21 protein-coding genes and 1 riboswitch are annotated in these 22305 nt (G+C 69.9%); of the genes, 7 read left to right on the forward strand and 14 right to left on the reverse strand.

What is annotated here, in order from left to right:
• Positions 1 to 62: 62 nt before the first annotated feature.
• Positions 63 to 1319 (reverse strand): multidrug effflux MFS transporter, encoded by a 1257-nt coding sequence (locus ABZU72_RS22570; protein WP_355021037.1) that lies wholly within the window; start codon positions 1317 to 1319, stop codon positions 63 to 65.
• A gap of 58 nt (positions 1320 to 1377) precedes the next feature.
• Here ABZU72_RS22570 and ABZU72_RS22575 point away from each other — a divergent pair, with 58 nt between their 5' ends.
• Entirely contained in the window at positions 1378 to 1842 is a 465-nt protein-coding gene (locus tag ABZU72_RS22575; protein WP_355021038.1) for a MarR family transcriptional regulator, read from the forward strand.
• On the opposite strand, the gene ABZU72_RS22580 is transcribed toward ABZU72_RS22575, so the two are convergent.
• The 7 genes from ABZU72_RS22580 to ABZU72_RS22610 all read right to left on the reverse strand — a co-directional run bounded on the left by ABZU72_RS22580 (position 1820) and on the right by ABZU72_RS22610 (position 9525).
• Positions 1820 to 2524, reverse strand: a complete 705-nt coding sequence (locus ABZU72_RS22580; RefSeq protein ID WP_355021039.1) for a GNAT family protein — start codon at positions 2522 to 2524, stop codon at positions 1820 to 1822. The genes ABZU72_RS22575 and ABZU72_RS22580 overlap by 23 nt on opposite strands.
• A 48-nt stretch (positions 2525 to 2572) precedes the next feature.
• Positions 2573 to 3793 (reverse strand): MFS transporter, encoded by a 1221-nt coding sequence (locus ABZU72_RS22585; RefSeq protein WP_355021040.1) that lies wholly within the window; start codon positions 3791 to 3793, stop codon positions 2573 to 2575.
• 91 nt (positions 3794 to 3884) lie between these two features.
• Positions 3885 to 4448, reverse strand: a complete 564-nt coding sequence (locus ABZU72_RS22590; protein ID WP_355021041.1) for a pyridoxamine 5'-phosphate oxidase family protein — start codon at positions 4446 to 4448, stop codon at positions 3885 to 3887.
• Between the two features lie 6 nt (positions 4449 to 4454).
• Entirely contained in the window at positions 4455 to 6302 is a 1848-nt protein-coding gene (ilvD, locus tag ABZU72_RS22595; protein WP_355021042.1) for a dihydroxy-acid dehydratase, read from the reverse strand.
• Positions 6303 to 6359: 57 nt separating this feature from the next.
• A complete protein-coding gene (locus ABZU72_RS22600) occupies positions 6360 to 7334 on the reverse strand; it encodes a M28 family metallopeptidase (RefSeq protein WP_355021043.1) in 975 nt (324 codons plus the stop codon).
• Positions 7331 to 8257: a CapA family protein gene (locus tag ABZU72_RS22605; RefSeq protein ID WP_355021044.1), complete on the reverse strand. Its 927-nt coding sequence runs from the start codon at positions 8255 to 8257 to the stop codon at positions 7331 to 7333. Before ABZU72_RS22605 ends, ABZU72_RS22600 begins: the two co-directional genes overlap by 4 nt.
• A gap of 200 nt (positions 8258 to 8457) precedes the next feature.
• The gene (locus ABZU72_RS22610) at positions 8458 to 9525 is read right to left on the reverse strand and encodes an exo-alpha-sialidase (protein ID WP_355021045.1); all 1068 of its coding nucleotides are present in this window, start codon (positions 9523 to 9525) and stop codon (positions 8458 to 8460) included.
• Between the two features lie 138 nt (positions 9526 to 9663).
• On the opposite strand from ABZU72_RS22610, the gene ABZU72_RS22615 reads away from it, so the two are divergent.
• From ABZU72_RS22615 to ABZU72_RS22635, 5 genes are all read left to right on the forward strand, one after another.
• A complete protein-coding gene (locus ABZU72_RS22615; protein WP_355021046.1) occupies positions 9664 to 10431 on the forward strand; it encodes a beta-phosphoglucomutase family hydrolase in 768 nt (255 codons plus the stop codon).
• Entirely contained in the window at positions 10428 to 13073 is a 2646-nt protein-coding gene (locus tag ABZU72_RS22620; RefSeq protein WP_355021047.1) for a glycosyl hydrolase family 65 protein, read from the forward strand. The genes ABZU72_RS22615 and ABZU72_RS22620 overlap by 4 nt, the downstream gene beginning before the upstream one ends.
• A 30-nt stretch (positions 13074 to 13103) precedes the next feature.
• On the forward strand, positions 13104 to 13991 hold the full coding sequence (locus ABZU72_RS22625) for an EamA family transporter (RefSeq protein ID WP_355021048.1): 888 nt from the start codon (positions 13104 to 13106) through the stop codon (positions 13989 to 13991).
• Between the two features lie 118 nt (positions 13992 to 14109).
• On the forward strand, positions 14110 to 14367 hold the full coding sequence (locus ABZU72_RS22630; RefSeq protein ID WP_355021049.1) for a hypothetical protein: 258 nt from the start codon (positions 14110 to 14112) through the stop codon (positions 14365 to 14367).
• The gene (locus ABZU72_RS22635) at positions 14364 to 15314 is read left to right on the forward strand and encodes an alpha/beta hydrolase (RefSeq protein WP_355021050.1); all 951 of its coding nucleotides are present in this window, start codon (positions 14364 to 14366) and stop codon (positions 15312 to 15314) included. Before ABZU72_RS22630 ends, ABZU72_RS22635 begins: the two co-directional genes overlap by 4 nt.
• 1 nt (position 15315) lies before the next feature.
• Here the strand turns inward: ABZU72_RS22635 and ABZU72_RS22640 are convergent, their stop codons facing one another.
• Genes ABZU72_RS22640 through ABZU72_RS22660 form a run of 5 tightly spaced genes read right to left on the reverse strand, consistent with a single transcriptional unit; the run spans position 15316 to position 20501 of the window.
• On the reverse strand, positions 15316 to 16113 hold the full coding sequence (locus ABZU72_RS22640; protein ID WP_355021051.1) for an ECF transporter S component: 798 nt from the start codon (positions 16111 to 16113) through the stop codon (positions 15316 to 15318).
• Positions 16110 to 17699, reverse strand: coding sequence for an ATP-binding cassette domain-containing protein (locus ABZU72_RS22645; protein WP_355021052.1), 1590 nt, complete (start codon positions 17697 to 17699; stop codon positions 16110 to 16112). Before ABZU72_RS22645 ends, ABZU72_RS22640 begins: the two co-directional genes overlap by 4 nt.
• Positions 17696 to 18811 (reverse strand): energy-coupling factor transporter transmembrane component T, encoded by a 1116-nt coding sequence (locus ABZU72_RS22650; RefSeq protein WP_355021053.1) that lies wholly within the window; start codon positions 18809 to 18811, stop codon positions 17696 to 17698. Before ABZU72_RS22650 ends, ABZU72_RS22645 begins: the two co-directional genes overlap by 4 nt.
• Positions 18808 to 19434 (reverse strand): hypothetical protein, encoded by a 627-nt coding sequence (locus ABZU72_RS22655; protein WP_355021054.1) that lies wholly within the window; start codon positions 19432 to 19434, stop codon positions 18808 to 18810. The genes ABZU72_RS22650 and ABZU72_RS22655 overlap by 4 nt, the downstream gene beginning before the upstream one ends.
• Entirely contained in the window at positions 19428 to 20501 is a 1074-nt protein-coding gene (locus ABZU72_RS22660) for a prenyltransferase/squalene oxidase repeat-containing protein (RefSeq protein WP_355021055.1), read from the reverse strand. Before ABZU72_RS22660 ends, ABZU72_RS22655 begins: the two co-directional genes overlap by 7 nt.
• An 87-nt stretch (positions 20502 to 20588) precedes the next feature.
• A riboswitch (cobalamin riboswitch) is annotated at positions 20589 to 20667 on the reverse strand.
• 101 nt (positions 20668 to 20768) lie between these two features.
• On the opposite strand from ABZU72_RS22660, the gene ABZU72_RS22665 reads away from it, so the two are divergent.
• Positions 20769 to 21404, forward strand: a complete 636-nt coding sequence (locus ABZU72_RS22665) for a hypothetical protein (RefSeq protein ID WP_355021056.1) — start codon at positions 20769 to 20771, stop codon at positions 21402 to 21404.
• Positions 21405 to 21414: 10 nt separating this feature from the next.
• Here ABZU72_RS22665 and ABZU72_RS22670 read toward each other — a convergent pair.
• On the reverse strand, positions 21415 to 22305 hold an 891-nt coding region (locus ABZU72_RS22670), incomplete at its 5' end, for an NYN domain-containing protein (RefSeq protein ID WP_355021057.1).

Raw genomic sequence — 22305 nt, forward strand, 5'->3', positions numbered from 1 at the left:
CCTGTCTGTTGGGCTTCTCGATGCCCTCCAGACTGCTGCGCGCGAGCCACCCGCACATCGGCTCAGGAGCGGGGGCTGCGTACGCAATCGTGCGTACGCCGCCCCGCGAGGACGAACGCGACACAGGCGACGACCGCCGCGGTCACCATCACGATCGCGGCAGGGACGGCGGTGCCCTCCCCACCGATGCTGACCAGCGGTGAGACCGCCGCGGCGAGGCCGAACTGAAGCGCGCCGAGGAGGGCCGAGGCGCTGCCGGCGGCACGAGGCACCGACTCGAGCGCGAGTGCGGTCGCGTTGCCGAAGACCAGGCCGAGGGGCGCGACCGCGACGAAGACCGCGACGGCGAGGAGACCGACCGGCAGGCCGGCGAGCGCGATGGCCAGGAACAGCACGGTGCCAGCGAGGGAGACCGCGAGCCCGAGCCCCACCAGGCGGCGTACGCCGACCCGGCCGGCGAGGTTGGCCGAGGCCGCGCTGACGATCATGAGGGCGAGCGCGTTGAGGCCGAAGAGCAGGCCGTACGCCATCTCGCTGAGGCCCATCATCTCCTGGTAGAGGAACGGCGAGGCCGAGATGTAGGCCATCATCACTGCGAACCCGAACGCGAAGGCCAGCGTGTGGCCGACGTAGCCCCGCGAGCCGAGCTCACCGGCCACCGACCCCTGGTCGACCCGGGCGGCGCGGAGCTCGGCGCGGCGGACGGGCGGCAGCGACTCGCGTACGACCGCGAGGACCACCACGAGCATCAGCACCGCGATCGCGAGCACGACGGCGAGCACACCGCGCCAGCCGAGCGGCCCGGCGATGAAGCCGCCGGCCAGCGGCGCCACGACCGGGGCGACGCCGCCGACGACCATCATCAGGCTCATCGCGCGTGCTGCGGCGGGCCCGTCGGCGCGGTCGGAGACGATCGCGCGGCCGAGCACCATGCCCGCGGCCCCGGACAGACCCTGCACGAGCCGGGCAACGACGAGGAGCTCGACGGTCGGCGCGAAGACGGTGGCGAGGCTCGAGAGCACGAAGACCGCGGCACCGACGAGAAGAGGCGTACGTCGCCCGACCCGGTCCGAGAGCGGCCCGAAGGCGAGCTGGCCCACGGCGACGCCGACGAGGAACGCCGTGAGCGTCAGCTGGATGCTCGTGGCGTCGGTGCCGAGGTCGGTCACCATCGCCGGGAACGCCGGGAGATAGAGGTCGGTCGCGAAGGGCGCGACGGCGGAGAGAAGGGCGAGGACGAGCAGCAGCGCCGGCCCGATCGCGGGAACGGCAGGCCGAGGCGGCGGCTCGAGGGTGGAGGTGGCGGCGGGCGAGGTCATGCGTCCAATATTAGTTATGTTTTCATAATTATGAAAGAGCAAGCACTAGACTGTGAGCATGCTTACTCGCGCCGACGCCGACGAGCTCGCCGACCTCGCGGAGATCGTCTCGACCCTCGCCCGCGACATCGAACGCCACCACGCCGGTGATCCCGGGATCACCGAGCTCACGACGGGCGAGCAGGCGGTGATGCGCTACGTCGACCGCCACCCCGGTGCCACCCCCAGCGAGATCGCCCGGGACGTCGGCATGCAGCGGCCCAACATGAGCGCCACGTTGCGCCGACTCGAGGACAAGGGCCTCGTCGTACGTTCGGAGGGCGTCGGCGACAGACGGGGCAAGGTCGTCACCCCGACGCCGCACGCCGCCGAGAACCTGCGCCGACTGCGCGCGGTGTGGAGCGACGCGCTCGCCCCGGCGGCGGGCGAGCCGGACCTGGCCGAGCTCACCGCCCGGCTCAGCGCCATCCGCGACCTCGTCGCGGCCAACCGCGGCAGGCTCAGCGCCGGGTCAGGTCGCTGAGCGCAACCCGCTGACCACCGTCGGCATCGAAGTTGTCGGGCGCGAGCCAGCGCTCGTGGCCCTCCCGAACGCCTCGCCACTCCTCGGCGGTCACCGAGAACCAGTCGGTGTCGCGGTTGCGGCCCTTGACGACCATGTGGTTGCGGAACCGGCCCTCATAGCTGAACCCGAGCCGCTCCGCGGCCCGCCGGGACGGTTCGTTGAGCGAGTCGAGCTTCCACTCGAACCGCCGATAGCCCAGCGTGTCGAACGCGTGCCGCATGAGCAGATGGATCGCTTCGGTCGCAGCTCTGGTGCGGGCCAGCGCGGACCCGAAGAGCACTCCGCCGACCTCGATGCTCCCGTTCGCCGGATTGATCGCGTGGTAGCCCGCGACCCCGCTCGCCCGGCCCTCCCGCTCCCCCTCCTTCGGCACGAACGCGAACGGCACGACGTCGACCGCGTCGACGAGCCCCGCCAGGTGCATCCACAGGTCCTGCAGCGAGGTCGGCATCGCGATCGGCCGGTAGGTCCACAGGTCGGCGTCGCCGGGGCCGCAGACCGCGGCGTAGAGGTCCGAATACTGTGCCGACGAGAGTGGCGCGACCCGGACGTAGCGTCCCTCGAGGGTCACCGGTTCGGGCCACGGCCGCGCCTCCCAGCCTTCGACGACAGCACCGACGGGATACGAAAAAGCGGTCACGGCGGTCATTGTCTCCGACCGCCGTGACCGTTGCTCGGGAGGCCGCGCTCAGGCGGCTGCCGCGTCCACCGTGGCGAGCGAGCGCCGGGCGCTGCCGAGGGCGAGCATCCCGATCAGGCAGCCCAGGAGCAGCACCCCGGCCAGGACCATCACCGACTCCACCGCGAACCTGTCCGCGAGCGGCCCGAAGACGATCATCGAGACCGGCATCGACACCGACATGACGATCCCGTAGAACCCGAACACCCGGCCGCGCATCGACTCCTCGACCTGCTCCTGCAGGACCGTCGCGGCGGGCACCAGCAGCGTCTGGAAGAGGACGCAGATGACCAGGCCCGCGACGGAGAACACCCAGAAGTCGGTGGAGACGCCCAGGCCGATGACGAGCACCCCGACACCGACCGAGGCGGCCACCATCAGCCGCACCCGGCGCTTCACCCGGGGCCCGAAGACGGCCATCATCGCGCCGCCGACGACCATCCCGACGCTCCAGAACAGCTCGTTGACGCTCAGCATCCAGACCTCCTCGCCGAAGCTGCGCGTGATCATCAGCGGCGTGAGGTGCGCCGGGGCGCCGGCCATGAACATGACGACGGCCACGAGGCCCATCACCCAGCGCACGGAGGCGTTCCCCTTGACGTACCGCACTCCGGCGAGGAGGTCGCCGAAGTAGCTCACGGGTTCCGTCGAGCGGACCATCCGCGCCACCGGCACCAGAAGCAGCAGGAGTACGCCGGCCGCGGCCGTCACCACGTCGATGAAGAAGACCGCGACGATGCCGGTGCTGGCGTAGACCGCAGCGGCCACCGCGGGCGCGAACAGCATCATCCCCGACTGGATCGTCTGCTGGGCCCCATTGACCCGCATCAGGTGCTCGGCCGGGACGATCTGCGGGAGCATCGCGTTGACCGCCGGCCCCTGGATCCCGGCCAGCGCCGAGCGGACCGCCATCGCGACGAAGATCATCCACAGATCGCCGACCCCGCTCAGCATCAGCAGCGCGAGCACCAAGGTCGCCACCGCGATCGCCGAGTCGGCCCCGATGATCAACAGCTTGCGCGAGTGCCGGTCGGCCCACACGCCGCCGAAGACCGACACCACCGCTTGGGGCAGCATCCCGGCCGCGACACTCAGGGTCAGCACCGCGGCCGACCCGGTCTCGACGGTGAGGTGCCACATCACCGCGTACCCGACGACCATCGAGCCCAACGACGACACCGTCTGGCCGCCGAGGAAGACCAGCAGATTCCGCTTCCATCGATCCGACATCGCAACCACTCCCGCATCAGGTGGGCCGCCGTGTCGGCCCCTCACTCATGCCACGAACGGTTGCCGCCGGTTTCGACAGTCGCGGAGACGGCTACTCGGGTGCAGGGTCGAAATCGAACGCCGGGAGCCCGTCGAGACTGGCCAGGTTCTTCCGGCGCCGATACTCGGCCGACCCATCGACTCCCTTGCGCTCGAAGTACGCCGGAAGCAGGTCGCGCTCGCCGACGTACGACATCAGCGGGACGGCGAAACCACAGGAGTCGGAGACCCGCTCGATGTCCACGACGACGACCGCCCGGGCACCGGGAAGGTCCGTGAAGCGGCCGGCCAGGTCGGCGTACTCCTCGTCGTAGCGGGTCACGACCCGACCGCGCCCGTGGAAGCGGACGATGTTCGGCGCCCCGTCGAAGGCACAGAACATCACCGTGATCCGGCCGTTCTCACGCAGGTGCGCGATCGTCTCGCTGCCACTCCCGGTGCCGTCGACCCACGCGAAGGTGAGCTCGTCGAGCATCCCGAAGGTGCCCGGGATCCCCCGTGGCGACACGTTGACGTGGCCCTCGCCGGAGAGCGCTGCGGTGGCTACGAAGAAGACGACCTGGCGGTCGACGAACTCCCGCAGCCGGCCCTCGACCCGGGCATGAACCTTTCCCACGCCCGTTTACTCGGGCACGAGGCGGTAGGCGCCGTCGGAGGCCGAGGTGGCCATCGAGGCGTACGCCCGCAGCGCCGCGGAGACCTTCCGGTCCCGGTCTGCCGGGGTGTAGGGCTTGTCCCGCTTCTCCTGGGCGACGCGACGCTGGTCGAGGACCATGTCGTCGACGTCGAGGGAGATCGAGCGGTTCGGGATGTCGATGGAGATCGGGTCGCCGTCCTCGATCAGCGCGATCAGGCCGCCGCCTGCTGCCTCCGGGGAGACGTGGCCGATCGAGAGGCCGCTGGTGCCGCCGGAGAAGCGGCCGTCGGTGATCAGCGCGCACTTCTGGCCCAGACCACGGCCCTTGAGGAACGAGGTCGGGTAGAGCATCTCCTGCATCCCCGGCCCACCCTTCGGGCCCTCGTAGCGGATCACCACGACGTGGCCGGCCTCGACCTTCTTGGCGAGGATGCCGTCGACCGCGGCGTCCTGGGACTCGAAGACGATCGCGGTGCCGGTGAAGGTCAGGCAGTCGTCGGGAACACCGGCAGTCTTCACGACACAGCCGTCGGGGGCGATGTTGCCCGACAGGATCGCCAACCCGCCGTCTTCAGAGTAGGCGTGCTCGAAGTCGCGGATGCAGCCCTCGGCGGCGTCGGTGTCCAGGCTCGCCCAGAGGTTCTCGGTGGAGAACGCCTCGGTCGTACGCACCCCACCCGGTGCGGCGAGGAAGAGGTCGAGCGCCTCCTGGCTGGGGTTCTCGGCGCGGATGTCCCAGGTGCCCAGCCACTCCTCGATGGTGTCGGAGTGGATGGTGTGGACGTCCTCGTTGAGCGCGCCGCCACGGCGCAGCTCGCCGAGCAGGGCGGGGATGCCGCCGGCGCGGTGGACGTCCTCCATGTGGTACTTCGGACTGTTGGGGGCGACCTTGCTCAGGCACGGCACCCGGCGCGAGATCGCGTCGATGTCGTGGACGTTGAAGTCGAGCTCCGCCTCGCGCGCGGCCGCGAGCAGGTGCAGCACGGTGTTGGTCGAGCCGCCCATGGCGACGTCGAGCGCGACCGCGTTCTCGAAGGCGCTGCGACTGGCGATGTTCCGCGGCAGGACGGACTCGTCGCCCTCCTCGTAGTAGCGGCGGCACAGCTCGACGACCGTACGTCCCGCCTCCTCGAAGAGCGCGCGGCGCTTCGCGTGGGTGGCGAGGGTCGACCCGTTGCCCGGCAGGCTGAGGCCGATGGCCTCGGTGAGGCAGTTCATCGAGTTGGCGGTGAACATGCCGCTACAGGAGCCGCAGGTCGGACACGCGGAGCGCTCGACCGTGTCGAGCAGCTCGTCGCTGACCGCCTCGTTGACCGAGAGCACCATCGCGTCGACCAGGTCGAGCTTGTCGTGGACCAGGCCCTCGACGGCGACCGTCTTGCCAGCCTCCATCGGGCCGCCGGAGACGAAGACGACGGGGATGTTGAGACGCAGGCTGGCCAGCAACATGCCGGGGGTGATCTTGTCGCAGTTGGAGATGCACACGATCGCGTCGGCGCGGTGCGCCTCGACCATGTATTCGACCGCGTCCGCGATCAGCTCGCGGCTCGGCAGCGAGTAGAGCATCCCGGCGTGGCCCATCGCGATGCCGTCGTCCACGGCGATCGTGTTGAACTCCTTGGCTACTCCCCCGGCCTCCTGGATCTTCTCGGCAACGATCTTGCCGAGGTCACGGAGGTGGACATGGCCGGGCACGAACTCGGTGAACGAGTTGGCGATCGCGATGATCGGCTTGCCGAAGTCGTCATCAGTCATGCCGGTCGCGCGCCACAGCGCGCGGGCACCCGCCATGTTGCGGCCCGAGGTCGAGGTTGCGGAGCGAAGAGTGGGCATACCAGAAGGCTAGACCGGTTCGGGTGGATCGTTCGACCCGGCGACGAACGGCGGACGTCAGGCGAGCCAGGCAAGCATGATCCGGCCGGTGCGCACGAGCTGGGCCGGGTCGACGACGTCGGGTGTGTCGGCGGGTGAGTGGTAGGCGGCGTATGGAGTCGAACCGAGGCGCACGCCGGGCAGGCCCGCCCGTACGAAGGACCAGTGGTCGCTGGAACGGTTGGGGGTCTGGGAGCAGGCGGTGGTCGGCACCTTCGCGCGCCTTGCCGCCGCTCGGAGGCTCGCCAGGGTGCGGTCGAGTCCTGGGCGTGCGCCGCACGCCGGGACAGCCTCCCCTACGCCGACCCGGTCCAGTGAGACCATGCCGGCCAGCGACCTGCGCTCGACGGGCGTGAGGGACGCAACATACGCGCGAGAGCCGTAGTGGTGGTCGTCGTCGGTCTCGCCTCGCGGCTCCTCGGAGCCGAAGACGACCAACCGCACCGGCACCCTCGTCGACCGTCCTGCGGCCGTCTCGGCGATCGCCAGCAGCACAGCCACGCCGGACGCGTTGTCCTCCGCACCCGGTGCCTGCGGGACGGTGTCGAGGTGGGCACCGACCAGGAGCCACGGCTGCCCGGGGCGTACGTCTCCTCTGTCGGCGACCAGGTTGACCGACTCCCCCGCGCTGACCGGGATGCCCCACGAGACTCCGGCAGGCGTCTGGAACCGCTGTCGGTGCACCTGCCAGCCGAACCCTGCCAGCTGTCCCTCGACCCAGGCTGCGGCTCGATGGTAAGCGGGCGACGTCCCGGGTCTCGGGCCGATCTCACCCGCCAGATGGCGTACGGCGTCGGTCGCTGTCCCGACGCGGAGCTGCTCGGGTGTCAATGGCGGCGCGGCCTGGGTCCCGCTCGGGGTGGGCGAGGGCTTGGACGCGGTGGCCGGCGCTGTCGCGGTGGTTGTCGGAGAGGTCTCGGGGGTCGGTGGCGCCTCACCGCACCCGGTGAGGACGAGGAGGGACCCGGCCGCGAACGCGATGCGACGGATCATGGCCTCGCCTGCCCAAGGATCCGGGCCGCCTCACGACCACCCACCACGCGTGGAGCAAACGTCTCGGGATCCATCCGGTAGGGCACGAGGTTCAGATCCTCCAGCGTGGCGCCGCGGAAGGTCGCCTCGAGAACGACGCCCTCCATCGTCTGGGACATGAAGTCCATGTCGAAGACGAAGTTTCCGAGCGAGTGGATGACCGATACGCCGCCGACCCGCTCGAGCGGCTGGACCCAGTGCGGGTGGCCGCCGGCGACAAGATCCGCCCCGGCAGCGACGAGACGACGGGCGACATGGCGCTGGATTGCCTCGGGGCGATGGGTGTACTGCGTACCCCAGTGCGGCAGCACCACCACGACGTCGGCAACCTTCTCGGCGGCTCGGACCTCCCGCTCGACCCGGCGCAGGTCGGCATCGACGAGAGGACCCGTACGTGGCGGCATCCGCACCGAGAAGGCGCCCGGGTCGCTCCTCGTCGCCCGAGGCGTCTCGCCGATCGCGTTGAACCCCAGGAACGCGAAGGTGATCCCGGCTCTCTCCACCACGGCCGGCCGGGCAGCCGCGTCGAGATCCCGCCCTGCCCCGAACGGCACGATCCCCGCCCCCGATAACGCCTCGACCGTCTCCGTCAGCGCCCGGTCACCGAAGTCACCTGTGTGGTTGTTCGCCAACGAGATCGCATCGAAACCAGCCTCCCGCAGAGGCCGCAACAGCTCCGGCCCAGCACCGAAGGAATCGCCACCCTGAGTCGGACTCCCTGCTTTCGACAACGTCGACTCGAGATTGCCTACGGTGATGTCAGCGCCCGCCAAGCGCGCCTGCATCGGAGCCAGCGCCGCCGCCGCATCGGGCACCCCGCGGGTCAGCATCAGATCCCCGACGACGGTCAGCCGCACTCGCGGCTCCGCAGCAAGGGTGGGCACCGGGACCGACGAGGACGAGGGAGGGGCCTGCGTCGTTGGGGACCCGACTGGTGTGCCGGCGCCACAGGCGGACAGCGCGCATACGAGCACGGCGGTGAGCCAGTGGCATCCCATACATCCAGCATGCCCCCAGACCAAGGATCCTGTGCAGCCTCGACCGACCGCATCGAGGACGGCAACACGCTACGGATCCGTGCGCCTCAGATCTTCGCGGCCCTGACCACCATCACATCGGGGATGTCGCGGAGGATCTCGCGCCAGGTCTCGCCGGCGTCGGCGGAGGCCCAGACCGAGCCGTTGCGGGCGCCGAAGTAGACACCGGCGGTCTCGTGGTCGTCGGCGCACATCGCGTCGCGCATGACACCCACGTAGAAGTGGTCGGGCAGGCCCTTGTCGAGCGCCTCCCAGTGGTCGCCGGCGTCGCGCGAGCGCCACACGATCGGCTTGGCCTCCGGCGGGTAGCGGGACTCGCCGGCACCGATCGGGAAGGTGAAGATCGTGTCGGGCTCCTTCGGGTGGACGACCATCGCGAAGCCGAAGTCGGTGGGCAGGCCGTCGGCGATCGACTTCCAGGAGGCGCCCTCGTCGTCGGAGCGGTAGACGCCGCCGTGGTTCTGCAGGTAGAGCCGCTCGGGACGGGCGGAGTGGCGGGCGACCTTGTGGACGCACTGGCCGAACTCGGGGTACTGCTGCCCCTCGGGCAGGAAGACCGCAATGATGCCGTTGTTGCGCGCCTCCCAGGTCTCCCCGCCGTCGCGGGTCTGGTAGACGCCACCGGTCGAGATCGCCGCGGTCACCGAGTCGGGATCGGTGGGGTGCGGCAGGATCGTGTGGAACGCCTGCCCGCCGAAGCCCTCGTTCCACTCGGTGCGGTGCGGGTGATCCCACAGCCCGTGCACCAGCGAGAAGCTGGCTCCGCCGTCGGTCGACCGGAAGATCGCGCCGGGCTCGACACCGGCCCAGATCGTGCCCTCCGGCAGCCCGGGCTGGAGCTGCCAGATCCGGGCCAGGCTCGCGTCGACGTCCTCGGGGAACGACATCGAGGTCTCGGTCCAGGTCTCGCCGCCGTCGGCCGAGGCACGCACCAGCGCACCCATCCACAGCGAGGAGCATCCGGCAAGGACTCGCCCGGTCCCGGGCTCGATCATGGCGGAGTAGATCTCCTCCATGTCATGGTGCGGACCGGTGAAGTCCCAGTCCTGCCGGGCGTCGTCAGAGCGCCCTATCCACAGACCCTTGCGGGTCCCGACCAGCAGCTGCGTACCCATGCCTTCCAGCATCCACCCGCTCGCCGTCTGTGGCCAGGAGATTTCAGCGAAAGAACGACGAGGGAAAACCTCCGGCATCGGCGACACCGGCGGGGCCTGGTTCTTCGGCCTGGGCCGCCCAGCCCCTAGCCTGAAGTCATGACCAGACCTGTTGCCTGGGAGACGTTCACCGCGATCCTCTTCGACCTGGACGGCGTGATCACGCCGACCGCGGTCGTGCACATGCGTGCGTGGGAGGAGATGTTCAACGCCTACCTGCAGGAGAAGACCCCGGGGGCGCCGGCCTACACCGACCAGGACTACTTCGCGTACGTCGACGGCAAGCCGCGCTACGACGGCGTCCGTGACTTCCTCGCCTCCCGCGACATCAAGCTTCCCGAGGGCACCCCGGACGACGCGCCCGAGCTCGAGACCGTCTGCGGTCTCGGCAACCGGAAGAACAACGCCTTCAACATGGTGCTCGAGCGCGACGGCGTGGAGGCCTACCCCGGCTCGGTGCTGCTCCTGGACCACCTGGCCACCCTCGACGTCCGGCTCGGCGTGGTGTCCTCGTCGGTCAATGCGCCGACCGTGCTGAAGGCGGCGGGGCTGCTGGACCGGTTCGAGACGGTCGTGTCGGGAGCCGTCGCAGAAGAGCAGGGCCTGCCCGGCAAGCCTGCACCGGACACGTTTGTCTACGCCGGTAAGGTCCTCGGAGCCACCCCGAGCGAGGCCGTCGTCCTCGAGGACGCCGTCTCCGGGGTGCGCGCCGGCAAGGCAGGAGATTTCGCGCTCGTCGTCGGGGTGGACCGTGGCGCAGGCCACGACACCCTCACGGCCGCTGGCGCCAGTCTCGTCGTATCCGACCTTGCTGAACTTGTCCCCAATGGACACAGTCCAGACCCTGCTCGAGGAGCACAGCAGTGAGAACCAACGTCGGCCCGAACCCCCTGGACCGGGCCCGTTACCCCATCGACCCGTGGCGGCTGGTGGAGACCAGCTACTCCCCCGACGACCTCGGTCTGACCGAGACGATCTTCAGCGTCGCCAACGGCTATCTCGGCATGCGCGGCACCCCCGAGGAAGGTCGCCCGACCTACGCGCACGGCACCTTCATCAACGGGTTCCACGAGACCTGGCCGATCCGCCATGCCGAGAACGCCTACGGCTTCGCCAAGACCGGCCAGACCATCGTCAACGCCCCCGACGCCAAGATCATGAAGATCTACGTCGACGACGAGCCGCTGACCTTCGGCACCTCCGACCTGGAGGAGTACGAGCGGGTGCTCGACTTCCGCGAGGGTGTGCTGCGGCGGCATCTGGTGTGGCGTACGCCCTCGGGCAAGCGGGTCGCGATCAAGTCGACCCGGATGGTGTCGATGACGCAACGCCATCTCTCGATCCAGACCCTCGAGATCACGATGCTGAGCGGCGCGGCGCCGATCGTGGTCTCGTCCCAGCTGCTCAACCGGCAGGACGGCAAGGACGAGTACCACGTGCCGTCGGCGGCCCTCGGCGAGGGCATGGACCCGCGCAAGGCCTCCGCCTTCGACACCCGCGTGCTGCTACCGCAGATGTCGGTCGCCGACGAGGAGCAGATGACCCTCGGCTACCGGTGCGCCAACTCGGGGATGACGATCGCCGTCAGCGCCGCCCACCAGATCGACACGCCGGACTCGGTCGAGACCGTCGTCCGTGCCGAGGACGACCTGGCCAAGACGGTCTTCCGGGTCGACGCGACCGAGGGCAGCACGCTGCGGTTGCAGAAGACCGTGGCGTACCACACCTCTCGCGGGGTGCCGGTGCGTGAGCTGGCCGACCGCTGCGGACGTACGCTCGACCGGGCGATCCGCCTGGGCGTCGGTCACTTCGAGCGCGACCAGCGCAACTGGTACGACGAGTTCTGGTCCGCTGCCGACGTCGAGATCTCCGCCGCCGAGGCGGACGACGCCGAGGACATCTCCGCGGCCCAGCAGGCGATCCGGTTCAACCTGTTCTCGCTGGCCCAGGCGACCGCCCGCACCGACGGGCTCGGCGTCCCCGCGAAGGGGGTCACCGGCTCCGGCTACGAGGGCCACTACTTCTGGGACACGGAGTGCTACGTCGTTCCGTTCCTCTGCTACACCCAGCCCGAGGTCGCCCGCAACGTGATGCACGCCCGCTCGGTGATGCTTCCCGCGGCCCGGCAGCGGGCGCTGGAGATGGCCGCGAAGGGCGCGCTGTTCGCCTGGCGCACCATCAACGGGCAGGAGGCCTCGGCCTACTACGCGGCCGGCACCGCGCAGGTGCACATCGATGCCGACATCGCCTTCGCGCTGATGAAGTACGTCTACGCGAGCGGTGACACCGGCTATCTCATCCGCGAGGGCGTCGACATCCTGGTCGAGACCTCGCGGATGTGGGCCGACCTCGGCTTCTGGCGCCACAACGGCGAGCCGTCCTTCCACATCCACGGGGTGACCGGGCCGGACGAGTACACCACGGTGGTCAACAACAACCTGTTCACCAACGTGATGGCCCGCTACAACCTGGAGAAGGCCGTCGAGACCATCGAGATGCTCCGGGCGGACTATCCGCGCGAGTATGCGCAGGTCATGGGCCGGCTCGACATCTCCCCCGACGAGGTCGAGGAGTGGGGTCGCTGCGCCGCCGCGATGCACATCCCCTACGAGGAGGGGCTCGGCATCCACCCGCAGGACGACAACTTCCTCGACCGCGAGGTGTGGGACCTGCCCAACACCCCCGACGACGTACGTCCCCTGCTGCTGCACTACCACCCGCTGGTGATCTACCGGTTCCAGGTGCTCAAGCAGACCGACGTGGTGCTCGCCCTCTTCCAGCAGGGCAACCGGTTCACCCCTGAGCAGAAGCGGGCCGACTTCGAGTACTACGACCCGATCACCACCGGCGACTCGACGCTGTCGGCTGTCGTGCAGTCGATCGTGGCGGCCGAGGTTGGCTACCAGGAGGACGCGCTGCGCTACTTCTACGACGCGCTCTACGTCGACCTGCACAACATGCACGGCAACACCGTCGACGGGATGCACATCGCCTCCACCGGCGGTGTGTGGGGCGGGCTCGCGTTCGGCTTCGGCGGGATGCGCGACTACGACGGGAAACTCTCCTTCGACCCGCGCCTGCCGGTCCAGTGGGGCTCGCTGACCTTCCGGGTGCAGTGGCACTCGACCCGGATGCAGGTCGCGCTGACCAGCGACCAGATCGTCTTCACCGTCGTGGACACCCCGGGCGAGGAGTTCGACATCCCGATCAGCGTCCGCGGGGAGGAGTTCGTGGTCTCGAAGGGCTCGCCGGTCATCGTGCCGCTCGCCGACCAGGGGCCGCGGATCGGCACCCACCTCGACGAGGAGCCCCACGGCGGCATCCGCCCCGATGGATCGCGGATCACCGCGACCGTGCCCGCGCCGATCCCGCCGGAGATCTACGAGCAGGACCACACCGAGCACGCCACGGTCCCGCACGACTCCCGGCGCGGGTCCGAGCGGCTCGCGGAGGAGGCCAACAAGGCCACCAACCTGTCCAACATCTCGCAGACGGACTCGGCGCAGTAGCGGGTCTTTACGTGGTCCTAGACTGACCGGGTGGTCACAGCTTCCTCCTCTCTGCGGGCGAGGCTGGCCCACCCGGTCGTCCTGGTTCTGATCGGGATCGCGTCGGTGCAGATCGGCGCGACCTTCGCGAAGTCGCTCTTCGACGAGGTCACCCCGACGGCCATGGTCTGGCTGCGGCTGACGCTGTCCGCGCTGATCCTGCTGGCGATCACCCGGCCCCGGGTCCGTGGTCTCTCGCGCCGCGACTGGCTCGTGGTGGTCGCCTTCGGGGCCTCGCTCGGGCTGATGAACTGGGCCATCTACCAGTCCTTCGCCCGGCTCCCGATCGGGATCGCGGTCACCATCGAGTTCATCGGACCGCTCACGATCGCGCTGGTCACCTCGCGGCGGGCGCGCGACCTGGTCTGGGTCGCACTGGCGGCCGCGGGGGTCGTGCTGCTCGGTCTCGAGCCCGGCCGGATCTCGATCGTGGGCGTGCTCTTCGCGCTGCTCGCGGGGGCCTGCTGGGCTGCGTACATCGTGCTGTCAAAGGCGACCGGAGCACGCTGGGAGGGGCTCGACGGGCTCGCCCTGGCCTCCACCGTCGCGGCGGTGGCGCTGACGCCTGCGGCGATGGCGTACGCCGACGGGCTGGGGTCTCCGCACGTGTGGCTGGTCGGGCTGATGGTGGGTCTGATGTCCTCGGTGATCCCCTACTCCCTCGATCTCGTCGCCCTGCGTTCGATCAAGTCGGGGCTCTACGCGATCCTGATGTCGCTGGAGCCGGCCGCCGGCGCGCTGGCCGCGATCCTGATCCTCCACGAGGGGCTCTCGGTCCTGCAGTGGCTGGCCATCGCGTGTGTCGTGGTCGCCTCCGCAGGCGCGACCCGCACCGGCAAGCCGGAGCATCACGTGCCGGCGGAGTCGACCCCGGTGTAGTGGGGCGTTTCACACAAGCGACATCCGCACGTCACTGACTCCGAACGTTGAGGTCACTACAGTTCGGTGACAACTCCCCCTCGCCGCCCGGTCCCCGCCAGTCCTTGGAGTTGCTCCGTTGTCGACCATCACCGCCCCCGTACACACCGCTGCCGTCGCCCAAGTCGCCGCCCTCCTCGCCGCTCGCACCGCGGGGCGAATGGTCGGCCCGTTCCTACGACCCATCCAACTGCTGCTCGCCTGGCCGGTGGCCTCCCAGCTCGTCGCCCGGCACAACGCCAAGGCCGCCGAGGAGGCGCTCCTGCTGCGGCGTGCGGAGCGAGAGGATGTGCAGAACTATCTCCAGCTGCTCGCTTCGGAGAGAATGTCTGCATGAGCGAGCGCCAGCGAGCGACCATCAAGGTCATGCCGCGGGCGATGGCCGAGTCGACGGTCGTGTTCCGGGACGTGCTCTCGGACGACGGCACCCTGATCCGCGCCTGGACCAACGACCCCGAGGGCGTGATCGAGGGGCCGACGGTGCTGCTGTGCAACGGCCTCGGCACCAGCCCGTGGAACTGGCCGGCGCTGCTGCACACCTCGTGCGGCGTACGCGTCGTCTCCTGGCAGCACCGCGGCACCTCCGGCTCGGCGCGGCCGAAGGACCCGGAGCAGACCACCTCGAGGCACTTCGCCGAGGACGCGCTGTCGGTGATGGACGCCTTCGCGCTCTCCCGGCCGGTCGTGATGGGCTGGTCGATCGGGGTCAACACCGCGTTCGAGCTGGCCGCGGACCATCCCGAGCGGGTCTCGGGCGTCTTCGGTGTCGCCGGGGTGCCAGGTGACACGTTCAAGTCGATGCTGGGGCCGCTGCGGCTGCCCGCCCCGGCGGCTGCTCTCGTGACCCGCACCGCCTCGAAGGTGCTGTGTCGCACCGGCTCGCTGATCACTCCCCTGGCGGCGCGCCTCGATCTCGGCCCGCGGGCGATCGAGGTGTTCTCCAAGGCCGGCCTGATCGGCAAGGTCCCTGATCCCGAGCTCGCCGCCGCAGCGCTGGCGGAGTTCCTGACCACCCCGGTCGAGTGGTACTTCCACCTCGCGCTGCGCACCTCCCAGCGCCGCCCGGTCTCGCTGCGCCGGATCAAGGTGCCGGTCGTGCTGGTCGCGGGCACCCGCGACCTCATCGCCGGTGCGCGCCACATGTCGCGGGTCGCTGCCGGGGTCAAGAACGGCACCTTCGTCGAGCTCGAGGGCACCCACTTCGTACAGATGGAGCAGCCCGAACGCGTCCACCAGCTGCTGCTCGCCTTTCTCGCCCGGGTCTCCGAGCACCAGCGCGTCTGACCTATCCGGTGGTCGAGCTTGTCGAGACCACCACGCCGGTGACCGTGGCCCGGCGGGCGACGCGGCGCAGGGTGGCGAGGACGGCGGGCCCGAGCAGGGCGATGGCGACGGCGGTGGTGATCGCGCGCACGGTGTCCCAGCTGCTGGTCGAGGTGACCAGGGTGTAGCGCAGGAACGTCGCCAGGTTCTCGGCGGCCGCGGCACCGGGTTCGTAGGAGAGGTTGCCGGTCGCGCCGGGCACCGTGACCCCGGTGAGCAGCGGCCAGCCCTGCAGGTTGAGGAGGAGCCCGTAGGCGTACGAAGCGAAGATCCCGTACGCCGCCAGCAGTCCGATCTCCCGGCGGCCGCTCGCGCGTGGCAGGAGCCCGGCTCCCATCGCCACCCAGGCGGCGCCGAGCATCTGGTAGGGCAGCCAGGGTCCGACGCCGGCGGTGACGAGCGCCGCGACGAACAGGCTGGTGCAGCCGAGGACGAAGCCGAAGGCCGGACCGAAGACCCGGCCGCCGAGGATGAGCATGAAGAAGACCAGCTCCACCCCGCCGGTGCCGGCGGAGACGGCGCGCAGGACGGCCTCGATCGCGCTGAGCACGCCGAGGACAGCGATCATCCGGGTGTCGATGCCGCCCGTGGAGAGCTCGCTCAGCAGCACCACCAGCATCAGCGGCAGCAGCGCCAGGAAGATGAACGGAGGCTGCACCCGGTCGTAGCCGTGGAGCAGCAGCGGCCAGCCGAACATCATCAGCCCGGCCGCGGAGATGATGGCGAGCAGGACCGCCGTGCGAGGCGAGAACCTGATCATCTCTCGCCCACCGCCTCGAGGATCTCGCGTACGTTCAGCCAGCCCGGGCCGAAGACCTTGCTCACCTGGGGCGCGAACGCCGGCGACTCGGCCGTGACGGTGCGTACGTCACCGGCGGAGACCACCTCACCGTCGGCGAGCACCACCACGTCGTCGGCGGCCTCGGCGACGAACTCGACGTCGTGGGTCGCCACCAGGACCGCCTTGCCGGCCTCGGTGAGCTCGCGCAGGATCTCCGACAGCGCCTGCTTGGCGGCATAATCGAGGCCGCGGGTGGGCTCGTCGAAGAGCACGACCGGCGGGTCGGCGCTCAGGATCAGCGACAGCGCCAGAGCCAGGCGCTGGCCCTCGGAGAGGTCGCGCGGGTGCTGGCCGTCGGGGATGCCGGGGACGAGGCTGTCCAGGATCTCCCTCGTCCGAGGGCCACCCGCGTCGCACTCCTCGGCCACCGTCTCCAGATAGAGAAGATCGGCCGCGGTCTGCGGCAGCAGCCCGACGAGCTCGCGTCGCTCTTCGGGGTCGAGGGTCGCCGGGTCCTTGCCGTCCACGTCCACCGACCCGGCCAGCCGCTTGTGGGTCCCCTGCAGCGTCCACAGCAGCGTCGACTTGCCCGATCCGTTGCGTCCCATCAGCGCCGTCACCCGCCCCGCGGGTAGCTCGATCGAGACGTCGTGCAGGACCGGCGTACGTCCTCGGGTGACGGTGAGCCCGGAACTTCTCAGGCTTTTCCTGCACTTCTCTGGCGTTGCAACACCTGAGAAGTGCAGGGATACCCGGTTAACCGGGTATTCCAACGACCGCGCCCGCCGCCTCGCATCCCGAACCGTCAGCGGCAGCGGCGACCAGCCGAGCTCGCGACCGAGCTCGACGAGCGGGGGGACGATGGGCGAGGTCTCCAGGACCTCGGCGGGGTCGCCGACGGCAACGGAGCCGTCGCCGACGAGGAGCGCGATGCGGTCGGCGAACGGCACGACCCGCTCGAGACGGTGCTCGGCGAGGACGACGGAGGTGCCGAGGTCGTGCACCAGCCGGGTGATGGTGGCGAGGACGTCCTCGGCTGCGGTGGGGTCGAGGGCGGAGGTGGGCTCGTCGAGCACGACGACGCGGGGGTGGGTGGTGAGCACCGAGCCGATCGCGACGCGCTGCTGCTGCCCTCCCGAGAGCGTACGCAGCGACCGCTGCCGCAGCTCGGCGATGCCGAGCAGGTCGAGGGTCTCCTCGACCCGACGCCGCATGGTCGCCGGCGGGAGACCGAGCTGCTCCATCCCGTAGGCGAGCTCCTCCTCGACCGTGTCGGTCACGAACCCGGCCACCGGGTCCTGCCCGACGTAGCCGATGATCCCGGCGCGCTCGCGCGGCGGCGTACGGACGATCGAGGCCCCGTCCAGCAGGACGTCACCGTCGAGCACGCCGCCGGAGAAACGCGGCACCAGGCCGGCGAGCACGCCGAGCAGCGTCGACTTCCCCGAGCCGGTCGGACCGGACACGAGCAGCAGCTCACCCTCCTCGATGGTGAGGTCGACGTCCTTGAGCACGTGCTCGGAGGAGTCGGGCGGGGTGAACGTGATGCCTCGCAGCTCGATCATGCGACTGCCTCCTCGTGGACGAGCGATGATGCCGGTAGCGGTGCGGCGACGGCCGGGACCAGCCCGACGAGCACACCGGCCATGGCGGTCAGGGTGACTTCCGGGAAGGTACTCACGCCGGGAAAGGCGACCGGGACCTGGTAGCGGGCGACCCACCAGCCCACGGCGATAACCGCGATCCCGCTCAGCGCCACCACGACCTCCGGCCAGCGCCACCGGTCGGGCCGGTAGACGGTCCGCGTCACCCGGCGGCCGGCGAGCGTCAGCCCACCAGCGGCGGCGCCGGAGCCAAGCGCGAGCATGGTGGCGGCCAGCCAGCCTGGCGTGGTGCCGTCCAGCACCGCGTAGACGCCGACGCAGAGCCCGACGAGCGAGACCAGCATGAGCGCCGAGGTGATCCGCCTGGTGGCGACCGGGACGCCGGCCGTACGTCCGTAGCCGCGCGTGTCCATCCCCGCCGCCAGTGCCATCGACCGCTCCAGGGCATCCTCGAGCACCGGCACCAGGAAGCGGCGCAGCCGCTTGACGTTTCCGGTCGCACCGGCACGTAGTCGTTGCGCCGCGCGCACCCGCTGCACCGACTCGGCCAGCTGCGGCAGCACCGTCACGGCGACCACGACGGCGGTGCCGATCTCGTAGAGCGCCGGCGGCAGCGAGCGCAGCAGCCGCTTCGGGTTCGCCAGCGCGTTGGCCGCGCCGACGCAGATCACGATGACGCCCAGCCGCAGCCCGTCGTAGAGGCCGGCCAGCAGCGCCTCGCGGGTGAGCGGCCCGAGCAGCCGGATCCCCAGCACCCACTCCGGGAGCGGGACCTCGGGCAGGTCGAGGATCACGTGACCCGGCACGGCGCCCAGGAGCACCCTGAAGAGCACCCGGGTCACGACGATGAACACCGCGAGACCGACGTAGAGCCGGAACGCCTTCGCCCACGGTTGGTCGCCACGGCGCGCGGCGACCACGACCGACACCACCCCCACTACGAGCAGGAGCAGCAACGGGTTGGTGGTGAAGGAGGCGTACGCAGCCATGCCGATCGCCCACACCCACCAGGCGACGGGGTGCAGATCACGGGGCAGATGCGCGACCGCGGCCGCACGCAACAGCGCGCTCATCGCCGGCGCCACCACACGGCACCGGCGACGGTGAAGAGTGCGAAGATCCCCGCGGGCGCGACCCAGGTGGGCAGATGCTCGGTCCCGGAGGCCGAATCCGTCGGCTCCTCCGGAGATAACTCCGGCGACGGGCTTGAGGGCGCCCCCACAGCATCCCCAAGCTCCGTCGCCGGAGCGGTAACGACATCGTCGTCTATCCACGTGAACGCAACACCCTGCCCGGAGGTCACGCTGATTTCGGTAACATTTCTGGAGGCATAGCTCCAGGCCCCCGAATCGTCGGTGATCCACAGCGACCAGTACGCGTCGGCAGGCGGCATCTGGGCGCAACCGGCGGCTTTCGGCCGCTCATCGACGCGACATACGACGCTGGGCATCGAGGTCACATAGGTGAGCGGTTGCCCCGCCTTCTCGAAGAGGTCGGCGCCGGTGTCGCCCTCCCCGGGCTGGACACAGGTGACCTCAGGGCCGCCACCCAACGCGTTGGGCTCGACGACGACGGTGACGCCCTTACAGGCCTCGGCGGACGAGGCCGCAGACGAGGCGGAGACGGGGGTGAAGACAGGTGCGGTGGCCCCGGCGAGGATCGCCAGGGCCACCAACGAGGATCGCAGGATCAGCACGAGCTCTTCGCGGTCGCATCCTTGGGCAGGAAGACCAGCGACGGCAGCGCCTGGGCGGCGGCGAGGCGGTACATCCCCTCGGACTCCTTGGTCAGGCCCTTGGTGTTGCCCTCGGTCAGCGCGGCGTCGTCGTAGGCCACCGCGCCGGCGTCGTCGCCACAGGTCACGACGTGGTCGGCGACCCAGCTCGCCGCCTTCTCCGCGGCGTCGGTCTCACCGGCGCGACCGAACGCCCACCCGGCCAGGCCGGTGGTGTTGGAGTTGGCGATGTTGCCGGTGGCCGCCTTGAACGACCCGTCCTCCGCTTGGGTCTCCTTCAGCCACTCGACGCCGGCCTCGACGGCCTTCTCAGCCTCCGGGGAGGCGACCCCGGACAGGGCGATCAGCGCGAACGCGGTGGCGTCGGCGTCCGGGACGGCCTTGGGATCGGCGTCGCAGGTCTGATCGGCGGCTGAGGGGTCAGCCGCGAAGGTGACCCGGAACCAACCCTCCTCACACTGCTGCCCGGCCAGGAACTCCGTCGCGGCCGCGGCCTCCTTGCTCTCGGCGTTGTTCAGCGCCCACACGGCGTACGACTGTCCGATGGTGTTGGAGTAGTCGGCCGCCTCCTTGTTCTTGGGGTCGAGCTCGTCGGCGATACGGCCGTTCTCGGCGACGGTGCCCTCGAGCTGCTTGAGCAGACCGGGGTCGGAGGCATCGACGTTCTGCTGGAGGACGAGCGCCTTCGCGGTCGCCCCTGCCGAGGTGATCGTGCCGAACCCGGGCGAGGTGTACGCCTTCTTGTTCTCCATCACCGCCGCGGCGATCGTGGAGATCTCCTCGTCGTAGCCGCCGACCTCTGCCAGCGCGATCCCGATGTCGGCGCTGAGCCCGAAGTCGTCGGTGCCGTACTGCGCGTTGCGGGCCACGCCCTCCGGCGCCTGGGCCACGAGCCAGTCGGCCACCGAGGTGGACACCTTGGCGTCGTAGGTGGGCTTCTCCCCCTCCTCGACGGCTTTCTCGCCACAGCCGGCGAGCGAGGTGAGGGCGAGGGCGGCGGCGATGCCACCGAGGACGGTCTTCTTCATGGTTCCTTCCGCGCTGTTCGTCGGGAAGGCCCAGGGCCGACCCGCTGCTTTCCACGACAGCGTCAGGTCAGTACGCGTCCGTCGGTAGGTGCTCCGGCTCGCCCAGGACGCTCTCGCTGCCTGGGCCTACGGTTGCGGGTCAGCGCCGGGATTCGACCGGCTTCCCCCACCACGGCGTGTGTTGATTGAGGCTCTGCTAATTCGGGGCAATCCTATGCCGGGCGAGCCCTGCTTGCGGGATCGCCGACAAGCAGTCACTCTGTCCCCATGCGCCACAGGATTCTCGGCCTTGTCGCAACCTCGATCTCGGCCACCCTTCTCGCCCTCTCCCCGACCACGACGGCCGGCGCGGAGGAGGCACGGACATCGGTCACGTACGCCGATCTGGTCGCCATGTTCGGCGAGAAGGTCGGTGACCGGAGCACCGTCGAGACCGGGCTGCCGAGCCTCAACCGCGCCATGGCCGATGCCGGGATCACCACCGCCTACCGGCAGGCGGCGTATCTGACCACGCTCGCCAACGAGAGCTCCTTCCACCACGACGCCAGGGGCCGCGACAAGCGGAAGTTCACCGGTCGCGGCTACATCCAGCTGACCGGCGAGGCCAACTACACCGACGCCGGCGCCTACTTCGACATCGACCTGCGCCGCCGCCCCGAGCTCGCCCGGTCGCTGGACTACAGCGCGCCGATCTCGCGGTGGTACTGGACCGTCGCCCGCGACATCAACCCGCTCGCCGACGCCCTCGACATGGGCGGCGTCAACGCGGCGATCGGCTACCCCCGCAACAAGGAGGAGGACACCGAGCGCTGCCGCGACTTCAAGGCCGCGCTGAAGCACCTCCACGGGTCGGTGCCCAAGGGCGTCAGATGTGCTCGCCCGGCCACCGCGCAGACCCAGTAGAGGACGTACGTCACTTCTTGGTGCGCTTGTCGCTGACCGCGATCGCCGAGGTGCCCTCGTCCTTGAGCTCGAAGAGGTCGATCGCCTTGATCAGCTTGGTCCAAGTGGCGTACCCGTAGTTGCGCGGGTCCTCGGAGGACTGGTTGCGGATGCGGGAGACCACGGTGCCGACCAGTGCCCAACCGTCGTCGTCGGCGGCCGCGGCGATGGAGTTGCGCAGCAGCTGGATGAGGCGGGCGTTGCGCTTCAGCGCCTGCCCGTTGGTCGCCGAGGACGACTGCTTGCGGGTGCGCGTGGTCCCGGGCTCGGCGTCGACCTCGGTCTCCTCCTCGGAGCCGCCGAGCTTCTCCACCACGGTAAACCGGGTGCAGGCACTCTTGAACGGCGCCGGCGTCTTCTCCCGGCCGTAGCCGTAGACCGCCCGGCCCTTCTCCCGCAGGTAGTGCACCAGCGGCGTGAAGTCGGAGTCGGAGGAGACCAGCGCGAACGCGTCCGGGATCGCCGCGTGCAGCAGCTCGACGGCGTCGATCGCGAGCGCCATGTCGGAGGCGTTCTTGTGCGCGGTCAGGTCGAACTGCTGCATCGGCCTGATCGCGGCATCGTGCAGCTCCTCGATCCAGCCCTTGAGCTCGGACTTGGTCCAGTTGCCGTAGGCCCGCCGGATCGTCACCTCGCCGTACTCGGCCAGGTCGTTCAAGATGTCGTCGATCTTCGAGGCAGGCGCATTGTCGGCGTCGATGAGCAGTGCGATGCGGAAGGGCTCGGTCACGGTCACGCCGGACAGTCTGCCAGTGCACCCCGTCCCCGAGTCGGCTTGGTTCACGCGATGGGCGATCTCGCCGCGGATATAGCGCTTGTGGCCTTCGAGCGCCTTGAGCACCGGCTTAACATCCTGCCCACC

The organism is Nocardioides sp. NPDC004968 (assembly GCF_040608935.1).
Lineage (GTDB): Bacteria > Actinomycetota > Actinomycetes > Propionibacteriales > Nocardioidaceae > Nocardioides.

Coding starts and splice junctions, on each gene's coding strand:
- ABZU72_RS22570 (WP_355021037.1), bottom strand. CDS start 1,319: ATGACCTCGCCCGCCGCCACCTCCACCCTCGAGCCGCCGCCTCGGCCT.
- ABZU72_RS22575 (WP_355021038.1), top strand. CDS start 1,378: ATGCTTACTCGCGCCGACGCCGACGAGCTCGCCGACCTCGCGGAGATC.
- ABZU72_RS22585 (WP_355021040.1), bottom strand. CDS start 3,793: ATGTCGGATCGATGGAAGCGGAATCTGCTGGTCTTCCTCGGCGGCCAG.
- ilvD (WP_355021042.1), bottom strand. CDS start 6,302: ATGCCCACTCTTCGCTCCGCAACCTCGACCTCGGGCCGCAACATGGCG.
- ABZU72_RS22600 (WP_355021043.1), bottom strand. CDS start 7,334: ATGATCCGTCGCATCGCGTTCGCGGCCGGGTCCCTCCTCGTCCTCACC.
- ABZU72_RS22610 (WP_355021045.1), bottom strand. CDS start 9,525: ATGGGTACGCAGCTGCTGGTCGGGACCCGCAAGGGTCTGTGGATAGGG.
- ABZU72_RS22615 (WP_355021046.1), top strand. CDS start 9,664: ATGACCAGACCTGTTGCCTGGGAGACGTTCACCGCGATCCTCTTCGAC.
- ABZU72_RS22635 (WP_355021050.1), top strand. CDS start 14,364: ATGAGCGAGCGCCAGCGAGCGACCATCAAGGTCATGCCGCGGGCGATG.
- ABZU72_RS22640 (WP_355021051.1), bottom strand. CDS start 16,113: ATGATCAGGTTCTCGCCTCGCACGGCGGTCCTGCTCGCCATCATCTCC.
- ABZU72_RS22645 (WP_355021052.1), bottom strand. CDS start 17,699: ATGATCGAGCTGCGAGGCATCACGTTCACCCCGCCCGACTCCTCCGAG.
- ABZU72_RS22650 (WP_355021053.1), bottom strand. CDS start 18,811: ATGAGCGCGCTGTTGCGTGCGGCCGCGGTCGCGCATCTGCCCCGTGAT.
- ABZU72_RS22660 (WP_355021055.1), bottom strand. CDS start 20,501: ATGAAGAAGACCGTCCTCGGTGGCATCGCCGCCGCCCTCGCCCTCACC.
- ABZU72_RS22665 (WP_355021056.1), top strand. CDS start 20,769: ATGCGCCACAGGATTCTCGGCCTTGTCGCAACCTCGATCTCGGCCACC.